General features: G+C 70.4%; 16 protein-coding genes and 2 pseudogenes. 12 read left to right on the forward strand and 6 right to left on the reverse strand.

What is annotated here, in order from left to right:
* Together ABZO29_RS36255 and ABZO29_RS36260 are read left to right on the forward strand one after the other, a co-directional pair.
* Nucleotides 1-741: a response regulator transcription factor gene (locus tag ABZO29_RS36255; protein ID WP_367324428.1), complete on the forward strand. Its 741-nt coding sequence runs from the start codon at nt 1-3 to the stop codon at nt 739-741.
* Nucleotides 738-2,186, forward strand: a complete 1,449-nt coding sequence (locus tag ABZO29_RS36260) for a sensor histidine kinase (protein WP_367324429.1) — start codon at nt 738-740, stop codon at nt 2,184-2,186. The genes ABZO29_RS36255 and ABZO29_RS36260 overlap by 4 nt, the downstream gene beginning before the upstream one ends.
* An 8-nt stretch (nt 2,187-2,194) precedes the next feature.
* On the opposite strand, the pseudogene ABZO29_RS36265 reads toward ABZO29_RS36260, so the two are convergent.
* The 3 genes and pseudogenes from ABZO29_RS36265 to ABZO29_RS36275 form a co-directional block, all read right to left on the reverse strand.
* Nucleotides 2,195-2,900, reverse strand: a pseudogene (locus ABZO29_RS36265) (L,D-transpeptidase).
* 3 nt (nt 2,901-2,903) lie between these two features.
* Nucleotides 2,904-3,491, reverse strand: a complete 588-nt coding sequence (locus tag ABZO29_RS36270; RefSeq protein ID WP_367324430.1) for a pyridoxamine 5'-phosphate oxidase family protein — start codon at nt 3,489-3,491, stop codon at nt 2,904-2,906.
* A 119-nt stretch (nt 3,492-3,610) separates the two neighbouring features.
* Nucleotides 3,611-4,513, reverse strand: coding sequence for a hypothetical protein (locus ABZO29_RS36275; RefSeq protein ID WP_367324431.1), 903 nt, complete (start codon nt 4,511-4,513; stop codon nt 3,611-3,613).
* Nucleotides 4,514-4,720: 207 nt separating this feature from the next.
* On the opposite strand from ABZO29_RS36275, the gene argH reads away from it, so the two are divergent.
* From argH to ABZO29_RS36300, 5 genes are all read left to right on the forward strand, one after another.
* Nucleotides 4,721-6,151 (forward strand): argininosuccinate lyase, encoded by a 1,431-nt coding sequence (gene argH / locus ABZO29_RS36280; protein WP_367324432.1) that lies wholly within the window; start codon nt 4,721-4,723, stop codon nt 6,149-6,151.
* A gap of 197 nt (nt 6,152-6,348) precedes the next feature.
* Nucleotides 6,349-7,176 carry an alpha/beta fold hydrolase gene (locus ABZO29_RS36285; protein ID WP_367324433.1) on the forward strand — a complete coding sequence of 276 codons (828 nt, stop codon included), beginning with the start codon at nt 6,349-6,351 and terminating at the stop codon, nt 7,174-7,176.
* 90 nt (nt 7,177-7,266) lie between these two features.
* On the forward strand, nt 7,267-8,238 hold the full coding sequence (locus ABZO29_RS36290; protein ID WP_367324434.1) for an aldo/keto reductase: 972 nt from the start codon (nt 7,267-7,269) through the stop codon (nt 8,236-8,238).
* Between the two features lie 81 nt (nt 8,239-8,319).
* Complete coding sequence (locus tag ABZO29_RS36295; protein WP_367324435.1) at nt 8,320-8,931, forward strand: TetR/AcrR family transcriptional regulator; 612 nt, start codon at nt 8,320-8,322, stop codon at nt 8,929-8,931.
* The gene (locus tag ABZO29_RS36300) at nt 8,928-10,451 is read left to right on the forward strand and encodes an MFS transporter (protein ID WP_367324436.1); all 1,524 of its coding nucleotides are present in this window, start codon (nt 8,928-8,930) and stop codon (nt 10,449-10,451) included. The genes ABZO29_RS36295 and ABZO29_RS36300 overlap by 4 nt, the downstream gene beginning before the upstream one ends.
* Nucleotides 10,452-10,477: 26 nt before the next feature.
* Here the strand turns inward: ABZO29_RS36300 and ABZO29_RS36305 are convergent, their stop codons facing one another.
* Nucleotides 10,478-11,149, reverse strand: a complete 672-nt coding sequence (locus ABZO29_RS36305) for a lysophospholipid acyltransferase family protein (protein ID WP_367324437.1) — start codon at nt 11,147-11,149, stop codon at nt 10,478-10,480.
* Nucleotides 11,150-11,485: 336 nt separating this feature from the next.
* Between ABZO29_RS36305 and ABZO29_RS36310 the strand changes: the two are divergent.
* The 3 genes and pseudogenes from ABZO29_RS36310 to ABZO29_RS36320 all read left to right on the forward strand — a co-directional run bounded on the left by ABZO29_RS36310 (nt 11,486) and on the right by ABZO29_RS36320 (nt 13,772).
* Nucleotides 11,486-12,655, forward strand: a pseudogene (locus tag ABZO29_RS36310) (glycerophosphodiester phosphodiesterase).
* A 67-nt stretch (nt 12,656-12,722) separates the two neighbouring features.
* The gene (locus tag ABZO29_RS36315) at nt 12,723-13,229 is read left to right on the forward strand and encodes an RNA polymerase sigma factor (protein WP_367326336.1); all 507 of its coding nucleotides are present in this window, start codon (nt 12,723-12,725) and stop codon (nt 13,227-13,229) included.
* A gap of 45 nt (nt 13,230-13,274) precedes the next feature.
* Nucleotides 13,275-13,772, forward strand: coding sequence for a GNAT family N-acetyltransferase (locus ABZO29_RS36320; protein WP_367326337.1), 498 nt, complete (start codon nt 13,275-13,277; stop codon nt 13,770-13,772).
* A gap of 1 nt (nt 13,773) precedes the next feature.
* Here the strand turns inward: ABZO29_RS36320 and ABZO29_RS36325 are convergent, their stop codons facing one another.
* Together ABZO29_RS36325 and ABZO29_RS36330 are read right to left on the reverse strand one after the other, a co-directional pair.
* Nucleotides 13,774-14,202 carry a hypothetical protein gene (locus ABZO29_RS36325; RefSeq protein WP_367324438.1) on the reverse strand — a complete coding sequence of 143 codons (429 nt, stop codon included), beginning with the start codon at nt 14,200-14,202 and terminating at the stop codon, nt 13,774-13,776.
* Between the two features lies 1 nt (nt 14,203).
* Nucleotides 14,204-14,563, reverse strand: a complete 360-nt coding sequence (locus ABZO29_RS36330; protein ID WP_367324439.1) for a hypothetical protein — start codon at nt 14,561-14,563, stop codon at nt 14,204-14,206.
* Nucleotides 14,564-14,979: 416 nt separating this feature from the next.
* Between ABZO29_RS36330 and ABZO29_RS36335 the strand changes: the two genes are divergently transcribed.
* Nucleotides 14,980-16,020 carry a methionine ABC transporter ATP-binding protein gene (locus tag ABZO29_RS36335; protein WP_367324440.1) on the forward strand — a complete coding sequence of 347 codons (1,041 nt, stop codon included), beginning with the start codon at nt 14,980-14,982 and terminating at the stop codon, nt 16,018-16,020.
* Nucleotides 16,017-16,733, forward strand: a complete 717-nt coding sequence (locus ABZO29_RS36340; protein ID WP_367324441.1) for a methionine ABC transporter permease — start codon at nt 16,017-16,019, stop codon at nt 16,731-16,733. Before ABZO29_RS36335 ends, ABZO29_RS36340 begins: the two co-directional genes overlap by 4 nt.
* Nucleotides 16,734-16,812: the final 79 nt, after the last annotated feature.

The raw sequence follows: 16,812 nt of genomic DNA on the forward strand, positions 1-16,812 counted from the left end.
ATGAACACCACCCGCTCCGGCCGCCCCGCCCTCACCCGCCCCGACGGCACCCCGCTGCGCGTCCTCGTCGTCGACGACGACCCGGACCTCGCCGAGGTACTCTCCGGCGCCCTGCGCTACGAGGGCTGGCAGGTGCGCACGGCCGGCGACGGAGCCGCGGCCCTCGCGGCCGCCCGCGAGCTGATGCCCGACGCGGTCGTCCTGGACGTGATGCTCCCGGACACCGACGGCTTCGCCGTGCTGCGCTCCCTGCACGGGGTGAAGCCGGACGTCTGCGTCCTCTTCCTCACCGCCCGCGACGCCGTCGAGGACCGCATCGCCGGCATCACGGCGGGCGGCGACGACTACGTCACCAAGCCCTTCAGCCTCGAGGAGGTCGTCGCCCGGCTGCGCGGACTGCTGCGCCGCGCGGGTATGGCCCGCCAGCAGGAGGAGGGCCCGCGGCTGACCGTGGGCGACCTGGTCATGGACGAAGAGGCCCGCGAGGTGACCCGGGCGGGCGAGCTGATCGAGCTGTCGCCGACCGAGTTCGAGCTGCTGCGCTTCCTCATGCGCAACCCGCGGCGGGTGCTCAGCAAGGCACAGATCCTCGACCGGGTGTGGTCGTACGACTTCGGCGGCCGCGCCCATGTCGTGGAGCTGTACATCTCCTACCTGCGCAAGAAGGTGGACGCGGGGCGCCGGCCGATGATCCACACGGTGCGCGGAGCCGGGTACGTGCTCAAGCCGGTGACCCGGTGAGGCCACGACTGCCGCGGCCGCGCACCCTGCGGGCCCGGCTCACCGTCGGCCTCGTGGTGCTGCTGGCGATCAGCTGCGCGGCGGTCGGCGTCGCCGCCGTCGTCGAGCTGAACGGATTCCTCACCAGCCGCCTCGACGAACAGCTCGGCGAGGTCGGGGCCCGGTTCGCGGCGAGCCTGGAACACGACGGCAAGCTGCCGGACGACCACGACGGCGACGAGCTCGGCGACGACCGCAGACAGGCGACGGGAACCTTCGGCGCCCGCTTCGTCGACGGCACGGCCACCAACGCGGCGGTCGTCCGGTCCACCGGCATCGTCGACGTCACCCTGACCGCCCGGGACGAGAGGCGGCTCGCCGCGGTCCCGGTCGACGGGAGGGGCCACAGCGTCGACATCTCCGCCCTGTGCGACTACCGGGTCCTCGCGACGAAGGGCCTCGACGGCGACGTCCTGATCACCGGTCTGCCCCTGGAACCCGTGCAGGCCACCGTCCACCGCCTCGAACTGGTCGCCGGAATCGTCTTCGGCGCGGCCCTCACCCTCGCCGGCGTCGCGGGCGCACTGTGGGTGCGCTGGTCGCTGCGGCCGCTGAGCCGGGTCGCGGCCACCGCCACCCGGGTCAGCGAACTCCCGCTTGCCAGCGGTGAGGTGGCCCTGCCCCCGCGCGCGCCCGAGTCCGACCCGCGCAGCGAGGTGGGCCGCGTGGCGGGTGCCTTCAACCGGATGCTGGGCCATGTCGAGGACGCGCTGACGAAACGGCACGCCAGCGAGGAACGGCTGCGCAGCTTCGCGGCCGACGCCAGCCACGAACTGCGCACTCCCGTCGCGTCGGTCCGCGGGCACGCCGAACTCGCCCTGCTGCACCCGGGCCCGGTCCCACCGGAGGTCACGCGCGCCCTGGAACGTATCGCCGCCGAGTCGTCCCGCATGGGTGAGATGGTCGACGACCTGCTCCTCCTGGCCCGTCTGGACGCCGGCCGCCCCCTGGAACGCCTCCCCGTCGACCTGACCCGCCTGGTCCTGGACGCGGTGACGGACGCGAGGGCCGCCGGCCCCGGCCACCGCTGGCTGCTGGAACTGCCCGAGGAGCCGGTGACGGTGACCGGCGACGCCCACCGTCTCCAACAGGTGTTGGCGAACCTGCTGGCCAACGCGCGTCTGCACACCCCCGTCGGCACCGAGGTGACGGTGTCCCTTGAGACGGACAGGACGACGGCGACCTTGAACATCCACGACGACGGCCCAGGCGTCCCCGCCGACATCCGGCCCAAAGTCTTCGAACGCTTCACCCGGGCGGACCGTCGCCGCACGGAGGGCTCGGGAGCCGGCGCGGGCCTGGGTTTGTCGATCGTGGCGGCGGTCGTGGAGGCGCATGGGGGGAGTGTGAGCCTGGAGAGCGCGGCGGGCTCGACGACGTTCACTGTGCGGCTGACGGTTGATTAGAGGAGATCTCAGTACCGGGTGATCGCCGTGGACCCGCTCACCGTCCCCACGGCAATATGCGGCTTCCGCCCAGGATCGGCCCACCGCAGAATCCGCCGCATCGCATCCCTCGTGACCGACACACAACCAGCCGTAGCCCCCCGACCGTTGACATGCAAGAAGATGCCGGCTCCGCGGCCCCCGCACCGGCTCCCCGTAGTTGAACCCCATCACCAGCGCGTGCGCGTACTGCGTCCGGTAAGAGACCAGGCGCTCGGACTCGGTCGCACGGCAGTCCGCCGGACGGGGCTCGGTCCACCGGTTGTAGGACCGGGAGCCGTTGTCCTGGCACCACCAGGAGTCCTGGTGCACCCGCCGGTACCGGTACACCGTCCCCCGCGGCGGCGCCTCCACCCCGAAGGCGAACGGAAGGCCGTACAGTCCGGTCGGCGTCGTGTTCGTCCCCTGCCTGCGCGAGGCTCCCTCCACGAGCCCCTTCGCGCCGAACCGGGCCCTCGCGGAACCGGCCTTCACCCAGTGCCCGTTCCGCAGGTCCCACCAGGTGAGCGTGCCCGACGTCGAACCCGTGCCGGCGGCGACCGCGGTGATCAACTGTCTGCCGCCGCCGGTGTCCGCCATGCGCTCGGGAAGCGGCCCGGGGACCGCGCCACCGGGAGCGGCTGCGAGCATGAGCAGGGACAGGGAGGCGAGGGCGGCGACGGCACCGGGGCGCATGGCTCAGACGGTAGAGGGCGGCAGCGGCAACGGCAGCCCGGGTAGGCCGTCCAGGCTGGTGGCGATGTGGTCCTTCTTGGCGAAGTACTCGCTGAGCGACTCGTCGTCCTCGCGCGCGAACCGCTTGCCGTGCAGGTCACGGTCCGCGTCGTACGTCATGAAGGGCACCGCGTACCCGCACGAGTCGCGGATGAGTTCGGCCGTCACGACGATGACCGCGCGCAGCCCGTGCGAGGACGGGTCGATGTCCGGGAAACGGGTGAGGAGTTCCTTGAAGCGCGGATCGTCGCGGAAGACCGCCTCCCCGTGGCCGTGCACCCGCACGATGTTCGGCGGCCCCTGGAAGGCACACCACATCAGCGTGATCCGGCCGTTCTCGCGCAGGTGTGCGATCGTCTCGGCGCTGGAGCCGGCGAAGTCGAGGTAGGCCACGGTGAGTTCGTCGAGCACCGCGAAGGAGCCCTTGAGCCCCTTGGGGGAGAGGTTGACCGTGCCGTCGCCGGAGAGGGGAGCGGTGGCGGTGAAGAAGAGGGGTTGCTCCTCGATGAACGTACGGAGCCTGCCGTCTATGCGCTCATAGGTCTTTCCCATGTCTAACGATTATCGGGGAAAGCCTTTCGGGTGTCTAAGGAATTGCCGGGCTGCGCTCGGGGGTGCGCCCGTGGCCGCCCCGCCGGCGTTCTGTCGGGGCGGCCACAGCATCTGTCAGGTCACTTGTTGAGCGTGCAGGCGGCCAGCGAGTCCAGGCCCTGCGGCTTCTCGGCGGTGCGGCCGATCGAGATGGCGATGCGGTCGATGGTGGAGACGCGCTTGTCCTCGAGCGGGCCGAGGATGGCGTTCTGGACGAAGTTGGGGCCGCCCTGGCCGACGGTGTTCACGAGACGCTTGTTGGCCTCGTCGATCTGGGTCTGGAGCAGGGCGAGGTTGCGGTCGACCTCGGCCTGGGCGGAGGCCGGGATCGCCGGGAGCTGAGAGGCGACGTCCGGGCAACTGATCGTGCCGACGCCGGCGTTCCCCGCCTCGTCCGCGGCACCGCCCTCCGCGCCCTCCGCGGCGTCCGTGGCCGTCGCGCTCGGCGTGGCCTCCGCCTCCTCGCCCGCACCGGCCTCCTCGCCGGCGCCGGCCTCGGCACCCGCTCCGGCCTCCTCGCCCGCGCCGGCCGCGCCTGCGGCGTTGAGGGTGCAGGGCGCGAGCGCGTCGAGGCCCTGCGGCTTCTCGGCGGTGCGGCCGATCGCGGTGGCGATGCGGTTGACGGTGGCGATCCGCTTGTTCTCGAGCGGGCCGAGGATGGCGTTCTGGACGAAGTTGGGGCCGCCCTGGCCGACGGTGTCGACGAGACGCTTGTTGGCCTCGTCGATCTGGGTCTGCAGGAGGGCGAGGTTGCGGTCGATCTCGGCCTGGGCGGAGGCTGGGATCTCCGGAAGTTGCGAGGCGACGTCCGGGCACGTGATGGTGCCGGGGTCGGCAAGGGTCTTCGCGTTCGTGCCGTTGCTCTTGGAGGTCTCCCCGGCGAGAGCGGTGTTGGCGATGACCGCGCCGGTCAGCACCACCGCGGCGGCACCGCCGATGAACGCGACGCGGCGCTTGTTGTACTTCGGAAGGGCCCTGGACATGCGGATGCCTCACTCGTGTCGGGGGTGTTCGTCGTTGACAAACGCGGCGCCTGCGTTCGGCGAGAGGTACGAGCAAGCGGTTTCGCGTGTTCAAAGAGTCTTCAAATTCGTGGCGGCCACCCATCGAAATTGACGAATCATGCAGAGCTCTGCATACTCATGCATGTCAAGTGGTGGCACATCGACACCCTCCGAGGAGCGCAGCAAGTGAGCAGCAACAGCGGTGACGTACGGCTCTGGGGCGCCCGTTTCGCCGACGGTCCCGCCGAGGCCCTGGCCAGGCTGTCCGCGTCCGTCCACTTCGACTGGCGGCTGGCGCCTTACGACATCGCCGGCTCGCGTGCCCACGCGCGCGTGCTGCGCAAGGCGGGCCTGCTCACGGACGACGAACTGACGCGGATGATCGCCGGGCTCGACCAGCTCGAAGCGGACGTCGCCGACGGCTCCTTCGTGGGCACGATCGCCGACGAGGACGTCCACACGGCCCTGGAGCGGGGCCTGCTGGAGCGCCTGGGACCCGACCTCGGCGGCAAGCTGCGCGCGGGCCGGTCGAGGAACGACCAGATCGCCACCCTCTTCCGCATGTACCTGCGGGACCACGCCCGCGTCATCGGCGGCCTGATCGCCGAGCTCCAGGACGCTCTGATCGGCCTGGCCGAGGCCCATCCGGACGTGGCGATGCCCGGCCGCACCCACCTCCAGCACGCCCAGCCGGTCCTCTTCGCCCACCACGTCCTCGCGCACGTGCAGTCTCTGTCCCGGGACGCCGAACGCCTGCGCCAGTGGGACGAGCGGACGGCCGTCTCACCGTACGGGTCGGGCGCGCTGGCGGGTTCCTCCCTGGGTCTGGACCCCGAGGCGGTGGCGAAGGACCTCGGCTTCGAGCACGGCAGCTCCGCGAACTCCATCGACGGCACCGCCTCCCGTGACTTCGTCGCCGAGTTCGCCTTCATCACGGCGATGATCGGCGTGAACCTCTCCCGGATCGCCGAGGAGGTCATCATCTGGAACACGAAGGAGTTCTCCTTCGTGACCCTGCATGACGCGTTCTCCACGGGCTCGTCGATCATGCCGCAGAAGAAGAACCCGGACATCGCGGAGCTGGCGCGTGGCAAGTCGGGCCGCTTGATCGGCAACCTGACGGGTCTCATGGCCACCCTGAAGGCCCTGCCCCTCGCCTACAACCGCGACCTGCAGGAGGACAAGGAACCCGTCTTCGACTCCTGCGACCAGCTGGAGGTCCTCCTCCCCGCCTTCACCGGCATGATGGCGACCCTCACCGTCAACCGCGAGCGCATGGAGGAACTGGCCCCGGCCGGCTTCTCGCTCGCCACCGACATCGCCGAGTGGCTGGTGAAGCAGGGCGTCCCCTTCCGGGTCGCGCACGAGGTCGCCGGCGAGTGCGTCAAGGTCGCCGAAGCCGAGGGCAAGGAGCTGGACGACCTCACGGACGAGCAGTTCGCGAAGATCTCCGTCCACCTGACCCCCGAGGTCCGCTCGGTCCTCAACGTCCCCGGCGCCCTCGCCTCCCGCAACGGCCGTGGCGGTACGGCGCCCAGCGCGGTCGCCGTCCAGCTGGCCGAGGTCAAGGCGGACGTGGCGGCGCAGCACGCGTGGGCAACGGCCAAGCAGGCCTAGGAACACCCGACTTCAGTCGGCCGAAGGGCCCGGACGCTCCGTCCGGGCCCTTCGCGCTGCCCCGACCGCTCGATGGCAGATGGAAATCGGCCACTGTCCGAAACCTGGACTTCTTCCTACCCGGAGGTAAGTATTCCGGCCAGTCGGTCGGCATTGCCGAACGTCGGTCGACGGAAGCCGAGCATGAAAGGGACGTCATGCACGCAGGACGTACCAGACGAACCGCCCGCCTCCTCGCCGTCACCGCGGTGGCCGCGCTCTGTGCCCTCGGCCTCACGGCCCCGGCGGACGCCGCGGACACCCCGCCACCCGGGGCCAACGCCTGGTCCTGCAAGCCGGACTCCGCCCATCCGCAACCCGTCGTCCTGGTGAACGGCACCTTCAAGACCTCGTACGAGAACTGGCTGACCCTGTCGCCCGCGCTCGCGGACGCCGGTTACTGCGTCTTCTCGTTCGAGTACGGCGGCCTGGAGACCGCCCCGATCCCGGACTCGGCGGCCGAGCTGCGCGACTTCGTGAACGCCGTGCTCGGTGCGACCGGCGCAAAGAAGGTCGACATCGTCGGTCACAGCCAGGGCGGCATGATGCCCCGCTACTACGTCAAGTTCCTCGGCGGCGCGACCAAGGTCGACGACCTCGTCGGCATCGTCCCCTCCAACCACGGCACCACCAACCCCCTCGCACTCGTGGCCGGTGCCACCGCCTGCCCCTCCTGTGTCGACCAGACCGCCGGCTCCCCCTTCCTCCAGAACCTCAACTCCGACCCCGAGACCCCCGTCGGCCCCGACTACACGGCGATCGCCACCAGGTACGACGAGGTCGTGGTCCCGTACACCAGCGCCTTCCTCAACGGCCCCGCCTCGTACGTGACCAACGTGCTGCTCCAGGACCGCTGCCCGCTCGACACCACCGAGCACGACCAGGCACCCAAGTCGCCTCTGGTCGAGCAGTGGGTGCTCAGCGCCCTGGGGCGCAAGGGGCCGGCCGACCCCGCCTTCGTGCCGCGCTGCGTCAGCGCGGGCTGAACCGCACGGGGCTGGCAGAGCGGGCTGAATCGCATGCGTCTGGGTAGATTGATGCGCGATACGCCTCCGCCGATCGTGCAGGGAGCCGCCATGCCGTTCAGTCGCCTGGCCGCCGCGACCACGCCCACCGCGCACCTCGGGCTCGGCCTCGCCGCCGTCGGCCGCCCGGGGTACATCAACCTCGGCCGGGAGGACGACCTCCCGGCCGAGCGCACGGTGCAGGCCCTGCGCGAGCGCACCCACGAACTCCTCGACGCCGCCTACGCACAAGGCGTGCGCTACTTCGACGTCGCCCGCTCCTACGGGCGTTCCGAGGAGTTCCTCGCCGACTGGCTGAACGTCCGCCCCGACGTCGACGACATCGTCATCGGCAGCAAGTGGGGCTACACCTACACGGCGGACTGGTCCGCCGACGCCGAGCGGCACGAGGTCAAGGACCACGGCCTGGAGACGTACGAACGTCAGCGCGCCGAGACCGCCGCCCTGCTCGGCGACCGCCTCGACCTCTACCAGATCCACTCGGTGACCCCGGACAGCCCGGCCCTCACCGACAAGGAACTCCACGCGAAGCTGGCGGAAGCCGCCGCCCAGGGCACCACGATCGGCTTCTCCACCAGCGGCCCCGCGCAGGCGGACGCCATCCGCGCGGCACTCGCCGTCACGGTCGAAGGCGAGCCCCTCTTCCGTACCGTCCAGTCCACGTACAACGTCCTGGAGACCTCCGCCGAGCCCGCCCTCGCCGAGGCGCACGACGCCGGACTCACGGTGATCGTCAAGGAGGGCATGGCCAACGGACGTCTGGCGGATCCGTACGCGCCGGACGCCCTGAAGAGCGTGGCCGCCGAAACCTCCCTCGGCTGCGATGCCGTGGCCCTTGCCCTGATCCTTCGCCGGCCCTGGGCCGGGGTCGTCCTCTCCGGCGCCGCGACGACCGTCCAGCTCGCCTCCAACCTGCACGCGGCGGTCGTGGACCTGGACGAGGACCAGCTGGACCGGCTCTCCGCGCTCGTCGAGGACCCGGAGGCGTACTGGGAGCGGCGCGGGCAGCTCCCCTGGCACTGACAGCTCCCCTCGGGCCATGGGGAATGAGTCACGCATGCCCGTAGTGAGACATCAACGTCTCATATGGGCTATGGTTGTCTCATGGCCGTCGACCGTGACCACGTTCTGCGCAGTGCCGCAGCCCTCCTGACCCGCCGATCCACGGCGACCATGGACGAGGTCGCCAAGGCGGCCGGAATCAGCCGGGCCACGCTGCACCGGCACTTCGCCGGGCGTGACGCGCTCGTACGGGCTCTGGAGGCGCTGGGCATCGAGGAGTGCGAGGCAGCGCTGGACGCGGCCCGCCTGGACGAGGGGCCGGCCGGCGACGCGGTACGGCGTCTGGTGCACGCGATCGAGCCCGCCGCCGGCCTGCTCGCCTTCCTCTACACCGAGAACCAGCTGTTCGAGGGCGAGGAGCAGCACGAGGGCTGGTCCCGGATCGACGACCGGATCTCCGCGCTGTTCCGGCGCGGCCAGCACAGTGGGGAGTTCCGTATCGACCTCACGCCCGCCTGGCTCACCGAGGCGCTGTACGGCCTGCTGGCCTCCGGCGTCTGGGTCGTGCAGAGCGGCAAGGGCGCCCCGAAGGACTTCCATCACATGATCGTCGAGCTGCTGCTCGGCGGCGCGCTGCGGCACCAAGCACCACAGCACCAAGCACCACAGCACCAAGTACCACAGCACCAAACACCACAGAGAGAGGAATCATGACCAGCACCCTGCAGCCGGCGATCACGACCGAGGCGGTGAAGCGCCCGGGCCGCTGGCTCGCGCTCTCCGTCCTCGTGCTGGCCGTGCTGCTGGTGGCCGTGGACGCCACCGTCCTCGGCCTCGCGACCCCCTACATCAGCGAAGACCTCAAGCCGTCCGGCACTCAGCTGCTCTGGATAGGCGACGTCTACTCGTTCGTCATCGCCGGTCTGCTCGTCTCCATGGGCAGCCTCGGCGACCGCATCGGCCGCAAGCGGATCCTGCTCGGCGGAGCCACGGCGTTCGGCGCGATGTCCGTCCTCAACGCCTACGCGACGACGCCGGAGACGATGATCCTGGCCCGTGCGCTGCTCGGCGTCGCGGGCGCCACCCTGATGCCGGCCACGCTCGCCCTGATCCGCAACCTCTTCCACGACCCCCGCGAACGCAGCGTCGCCGTCGGAATCTGGGGCGCCACCGCGTCCGCGGGCACGGCGATCGGGCCGATAGCCGGCGGCTTCCTGCTCGAGCACTTCTGGTGGGGCTCGGTCTTCCTCATCAACCTGCCGGTGATGGCGGTTCTCGTCCTCGTCGGCATCAGGACACTTCCCGAGTCCCGCAACCCGAACCCCGGCCCGTGGGACCCCGTCAGCGTCGTGCTGTCGCTCGTCGGCATGATCGGCATCGTGTACGCGGTCAAGGAGGCCGCGACGCACGGCTTGGCGTGGGCCACGCTCGGCGCGGGGCTGGCCGGCGCGGCCGCCCTGTACGGCTTCGTACGCCGCCAGCTCACCCTGCCGACCCCGCTGCTGGACATGCGCCTGTTCCGCGACCGCGGTTTCAGCGCGGCCGTCCTGGCCGACCTGCTGACGGTACTCGGGCTGTCCGGGCTGGTGTTCTTCCTCTCCCAGTACCTGCAACTCGTGCAGGGCAGGCGGCCGTTCGAGGCGGGTCTGGCCGAGCTGCCCGCCGCGGTCGGCGCGGTGGCGGCAGGCCTCGTCGCCGGCCGGGCGGCCCGGCGTTACTCCGTACGCGCCGTGGTCGCCGGCGGCCTCGCGGCGGTAGGCCTCGCGCTGGCCTCCCTCACCCTGATCGGTCAGTCCACCGGCTATCCGCTGCTCGGCACCGCCCTGCTGGTGGTCGGCATCGGCGCGGGCTTCTCGTTCACGGTGACCGCCGACGTGATCCTGGGCTCCGTACCCAAGGAGCAGGCGGGCGCGGCCTCCGCGGTCTCCGAAACGGCCTACGAACTCGGCGCGGCCCTGGGGATCGCGGTACTGGGCTCGATCGTGACGGGCGTGTACCGGGGTTTTGCGGGCCCGGCAGGCGTTCCGGCCGGGGCGCATGAATCGCTGGGTGGCGCGGTGGAGGCGTCAGCCGACCTGCCGCCTCACACCGCCGCGGCACTGCTGGACGCCGCCCGGCAGTCCTTCGTCGACGGACTGGCGCTGGCGTCGGGCATAGGCGCGACAGTGCTGGGCGCGACCGCGGCGGCAGCATGGTTCCTGCTCCGTGGCCAACGGCTCGACAGCAGGCTTTAAGGGTCGCGGGCCCCGAAAACGAGCCCTTACGCAGCCTTCGCCTTCGTCGCGTACATGTCCACGTACTCCTGCCCGGACAACCGCATGACCTCAGTCATCACGGAGTCGGTCACAGCCCGCAGCACATACCGGTCACGGTCCATCCCCTCGTACCGCGAGAACTCCATCGCCTCACCGAAACGGACCGTGACCCTGCTGGGCCGCGGCATCCCCGCCCCACCCGGCTGGATCTTGTCCGTCCCGATCATGGCGAAGGGCACCACCGGTGCACCCGTCATCAGCGTCAGCCGCGCGATACCCGTTCGCCCGCGGTACAGCCGCCCGTCGGGCGACCGCGTGCCCTCCGGGTAGATGCCGAAGACCCTGCCCTCCTCGAGGATCCGGCGGCCGGTCATCAGCGCCGCGACACCCCCCTTGCCGCCGTCCCGGTCGACCGGGATCATGCCGACGCCGGTGAAGAACCAGGCCATCAGCCGGCCCTTGAGGCCCTTGCCGGTGACGTACTCGTCCTTGCCGATGAAGAAGACCTGACGGTCACAGACCAGGGGCAGGATCATCGAGTCGATGAACGTGAGGTGGTTGCCGGCCAGGATGACCGGACCGGCGCCCGGGATGTGCTCAGCGCCTTCCACCCGGGGGCGGAACATCAGGCGCATGACCGGTCCGAGCACTGCCTTGATGAGCGCGAAGCGGGACAACGGGCCCTCCGGTGTCAAGGGAGATGGGATGAGTCTGTGCAGGTGAGGACATTACTCGCGGCTCCGGGGGTATTGCACATCGCCCCCCGGGGGTTCACCGAGGTCTTACGCACTATTGACACTGGTTTACCTGCGGTGAACGCCTACCCCGTCCACCGACATGAAGTCGACGGACCGTCAGACATCCTCGCCCATGCGCCATCCCGCGTCACCCGCGTGTTCGGTCCGGGGCCTCCCTGCCGTCATGTCGACACCCCTACGATCGGCGCGCACTGACGGCGCCCCGCAGGTGGAGCGCCGGAAACAGCGGCAGACGCGACCGCAGGGAGGGCGTTCATGGCAACGCAGGAGTCGAACCAGCAGGCAGGCGGCACCGGACGACGGGCGCTCCTCGGCGCGGCGGTGCTGGGCGCGGGCGGAGCGGTCCTGGGACTGTCCGGTACGGCGAGAGCGGCCGGCGCCGGACACGGCGGCGGCGGAGGGCTGAAGAGCCTGCCCGTGCCGACCGTCATCGGGCACCGCGGGGCCAGCGGCTACCGGCCCGAGCACACCTTCGGCTCATATGAGCTGGCCCTCGATCTGGGCGCCGACATCGTCGAGGCCGGCGACCTCGTCCCCACCAAGGACGGCCATCTCGTCTGCCGCCACGAGCCGGAGATCGGCGGCACCACGGACGTCGCCGACCACCCCGAGTTCGCCGGCCGCAGGACCACCAAGGTCCTGGACGGCCTCTCCGTCACCGGCTGGTTCACCGAGGACTTCACGCTCGCCGAGCTGAAGACCCTGCGTGCCGTCGAGCGCATCCCGGCCAACCGCCCGCACAACACCCTCTACAACGGCCGCTGGGAGATCCCCACCTTCGAAGAGGTCCTGAAGTGGCAGAACGAGCAGACCCGTAAGCGGGGCAGGTAGGTCTGGATCTACCCCGAGACCAAGCATCCCACCTACTTCCGCAAGCTGGGGCTGGGCCTGGAGGAGCGGGTCGCCAAGCTGCTGCACAAGTACGGCAAGGACAAGCGCAACTCGCCGGTCATCCTGCAGTCCTTCGAGCCGAGCAGCATCCAGCGGCTGAACGAACTGGTCGACAACCCGCTCGTCGTCCTGCTCTCCTCCGCGACCAGCCGTCCCTGGGACTTCGTCGAGGCGGGCGACCCGCGCACGGTCGCCGATCTGATCACCCCGAAGGGCCTGCGGGAGATCGCCGGTTACGCGCAGGGCATCGGCCCCACCCTCGACCTGATCATCCCGAGGGACGTGAACGGCAACCTCACCACGCCCACCACGCTGGTCGCCGACGCGCACAAGCGGGGCCTGATCCTGCACCCCTACACGATGCGCAACGAGAACCCCTTCCTGCCCGCGAACTTCCGCAAGGGCACGGACGCGGACGCCTACGGCGACGTCTTCGGTGCGTTCCGGACGTACTTCGCGACGGGCATCGACGGCGTCTTCACCGACAACCCGGACACGGGTCTGCTGGCCCGTGAGGACTTCGTCAACAGCTGATTCCCCGTTGGGGTGACAGTCGGCCCGCCCGGGCAACCTCTGCTCGGGGGGCCGCGTCGTGCCGGACATGAGGTACGACATGGTCGCCGCGCTGCGCCCGCTGCTCGCCGCCGAGGCCACCGCGGAGGCGCACGCCACCGGGGCCGAACCGGCGGACCTGGAACAGGCCGTCTGGCTCCGCCTCCTGGAACATCTCGACACGGACGGACCACCGCTCGACCCGCCGGCCTGGCTGCGCAGGGCCGTCCGCTCCGAGGCGCGCCGCACCCTCCGCACCGCCCGGCTTGAACGGCCGTACGACACCGAACCGGCCGACGAGCCCGACCGCGGACCGGAGCACCTCGCGCTCGCCGCCGCCCGCGGCCGTGCCCTGCGCGAGGCCGTACGCCGGCTCCCCGGCCGCTGTCCCCGTCTGATGGAGGCTCTGCTGTCGCCCCAGGACCTCACCTACCGGGAGATAGCGGGGGAGTTGGGTATCTCACAGGGCAGTCTGGGACCGGAACGTTCCAGATGTCTGGGATGTCTGCGTCGTTTGCTTGTACAGGAGGTTGCGGCCCGCGAAGCGCGGGGATAGGAGTGAGGGACGGCAGGTGATCAGGTGAGCGGGAGGCGTGCGCACATGGGCATGAGCGTGACCATCTCGGTGGCGACCGAGCAGGATGTCGAGCAGATCTTCAGGCTTCAGTACCTGTGCTTCCAGAGCGAGGCCGCACTGTACGGCAACTACCGCATCGACCCGCTCGTCCAGACCTTCGACTCCGTCCGCCAGGAGGTCGCTTCGGACTGCGTCTACGTGGCCCGGCTGGGCGACGAGGTGGTCGGCTCGGTCCGCGGCTCCGTCACCGAGGACGGCGCGGCCGCCATCGGCAAGCTCTGCGTCCACCCGCGCCTCCAGGGCCACGGCATCGGCGCGAGGCTGCTCCGCGCGGCCGAGTCGGCGCTGGCCGAGGAGCGCGGCGCCACCCGGTTCCGCCTCCACACGGGCCACCGCAGCGAGGGCAACCTGCGTCTGTATCGCCGGGTGGGTTACGAGACGGTGGGCACGGCGAAGGGCGCGGACGGAGTACCGATGATCGTCCTGGAGAAGCCGGCGGGGGCGTACGCGCAGACGGCGTGAGTCAGGCGCCGTCCGGCGTCTGCCGGGTGCGGGCCCTGCGCAGCCAGTACAGGGCGGAAACGGGCAGCAGCACGGGGATGAAGACGTACCCCATGCCGTAGTCGGACCAGACCGTCGCGTCCGGGAAGGCCGACGGCTCGATCAGGGTCCACGTGCCCACGGTCAGCACACCCGCGAGCTCGGCGGCGCAGCACACCTGTGCCGCTTTGCGGGCCGTCTCCCCGCCCCGCACCAGGGTGTATGTGATGAACCCGTACACCACGCCCGCCACCGCCGAGAGTGAGTAGGCGAGCGGCGCGCGGTCGAACTCGGTCGCGATCTGGTACACGGACCGCGACACCGCTCCGACGACCATCACGCCGTACAGCCAGACGAGCAGGATGCCGGGCCCGCCGATGAGCCGAACCGGCTTCTCTTCCACGGCCGTCACCTCAGCCTCCCCAGATGTCGTAGAGCCGCACCTCGAGCACGGCGAGGACCACGCCGCCCGCCGCGACCGTCACCGAGCCCCACCGGGTCCGCTCGGCCAGGGACATGAACCCCGCCGCCGGGATGCACGCGAACGCCCCCAGCAGATACGCCACGAAGATCGTCGTGCCCTGCTCCGGCTTCTCGCCCCGCGCCAGCTGCACGATCCCGATCACCAGCTGAACCACGGCCAGCAGCGAGACCACGGCCATGCCGATGAAGTGCCAGTCCTTCGTCGGCTGGTCACGGTAGGCCGCCCAACCGCACCATGCGGCGAGCAGCAACGCGGCGACGCCGGTCACCAGCGTCAAGGCATCGAACATGCAGCGACCCTATTACGCCGGAATCGGCTCCCTGCGGCCGCCCTGCACTGTCCACGGCCGTCCAGCATCCGGACAGTCTGGTCATGTCAGGACCGTACGTCTGGTTTACTGATGCCCATGACCACGACGAGCAGCCGCACCCTTGCGACCGAGGCGACCATGACGCCCGGTGCTCGTTGTCTGTGTCGAATGTGCGCCTTCTAGAGGGCCCCTGTACCACCCCTGAGCTCGCGCCCCGAAGCGAGACACCGTGGCATGTCCGCACGCCGTGCGCTGCGTGACACAGCCCCGCGCGCACATGTTCTCCTCCGGTTCCACGCCACCATCGCGAGAACCGTGTCGCGTCCCTGACAGCTTCTGCATCCGTGCGCCCGGGCACACCCACGCCCGCGCACTCGACAGTGACGGAAATCCCAGTGATCACGACAACAGGCCTGACGAAGATTTATCGGGCTGACCGCTCGCGCGGCCGGGAGGTCACCGCCCTCGACGGCGTCGACCTGCACGTCCGAGAAGGCGAGGTGTACGGCGTCATCGGCCGGTCCGGCGCCGGCAAGTCCTCGCTCATCCGCTGCGTCAATCTGCTGGAACGCCCCACCGCCGGCACGGTCACCGTCGCCGGGCAGGACCTCACCGCCCTCGCGGGGCGCGGTCCGCGCGCGGGCAAGGAGCTGCGGCAGGCGCGCAGCCGTATCGGCATGGTCTTCCAGCACTTCAACCTGCTGTCCTCCCGGACCGTGCAGGACAACGTCGAACTCCCGCTGGAAATCCTCGGGATATCGGGCAGGGCACGTTCCCGCAAGGCGCTCGAGCTCCTCGACCTCGTCGGCCTCGCCGGCAAGGCGAAGGCCTACCCCGCCCAGCTCTCCGGCGGCCAGAAGCAGCGCGTCGGCATAGCCCGCGCCCTCGCAGGCGACCCCAAAGTCCTGCTCTCCGACGAGGCCACCAGCGCCCTCGACCCGGAGACCACCCGCTCGATCCTGCAGCTGCTGCGCGACCTGAACCGGCAGCTGGGCCTGACCGTCCTGCTCATCACCCACGAGATGGACGTCGTGAAGTCGATCTGCGACTCGGCCGCGCTCATGGAGCAGGGCCGCATCGTCGAGTCCGGCACGATCAGCGAACTCCTCGCCACCCCGGGCTCCGAACTCGCCTCCGCCCTCTTCCCGGTGGCCGGCGCGGCCACCGACGACGACCGCACCGTCGTCGACGTCACCTTCCAGGGCGAGGCCGCCACCCAGCCCGTCATCTCGCAGCTCTCGCGCACCTACAACATCGACATATCGATCCTCGGTGCCGCCATCGACACCGTCGGCGGCCTCCAGGTCGGCCGCATGCGCATCGAACTGCCCGGCCGTTACGAGGACAACGTCGTGCCGATCGGCTCCCTGCGCGAAAAGGGCCTGCAGATCGACGTCGTGGGCGAACCCCTGCTGGTGAAGGAAGGCGCGAAGTGACCTGGACCGACTTCTCGGAGATGCAGCCCCTGCTGTCCCAGGCGTGTGGGGACACCCTCTACATGGTCGGCTGGTCCACGCTCGTCGCCGTCGCCGGCGGCCTCCCGCTCGGCATCCTCCTCGTCCTGACCGACCGCGGTGGACTCCTTCAGAACGTCTTCGCCAGCAAGGTCATCGGGCAAGTCGTGAACATCGCCCGGTCCATGCCCTTCATCATCCTGATGGTGGCCCTGATGAGCTTCACGCGCTGGGTCACCGGGACGACGATCGGCCGCGAGGCCGCGATCGTGCCGCTCGCGATCGGCGCCGTCCCGTTCTTCGCACGCCTGGTCGAGACGGCTGTCCGCGAAGTGGACGGCGGGCTCGTCGAGGCCGTCCAGTCGATGGGCGGCAACACCTGGACGGTCGTACGGAAGGTGCTCGTACCGGAGTCCCTGCCCTCCCTTGTCTCCAGCACCACGACCACGATCGTCGCGCTCATCGGCTACTCGGCGATGGCCGGCACGGTCGGCGCCGGCGGTCTCGGCGACATCGCCATCCGCTACGGCTATCAGCGCTTCGAGGCCGAACTGATGTGGATCACCGTGGCGATCCTCGCCGTCGTCATCTCGGTCATCCAGTTCGCCGGCGACTACGCGGCCCGTGCCCTGCACCGCCGCGGCGGCTCGGGTCCCGCGCCGAGGCTGCGGCTGCTGAAGACCAAAGCCGTCTGAGCGCCCCCTGAACTCCCCGTTCGCCCACCCGTCGCCCGACCACCACCCCCCGAAGACGGCGCTCCGCGCCGACACCCCT

The sequence above is a fragment of the Streptomyces sp. HUAS ZL42 genome (assembly GCF_040782645.1).
Classification (GTDB): domain Bacteria; phylum Actinomycetota; class Actinomycetes; order Streptomycetales; family Streptomycetaceae; genus Streptomyces.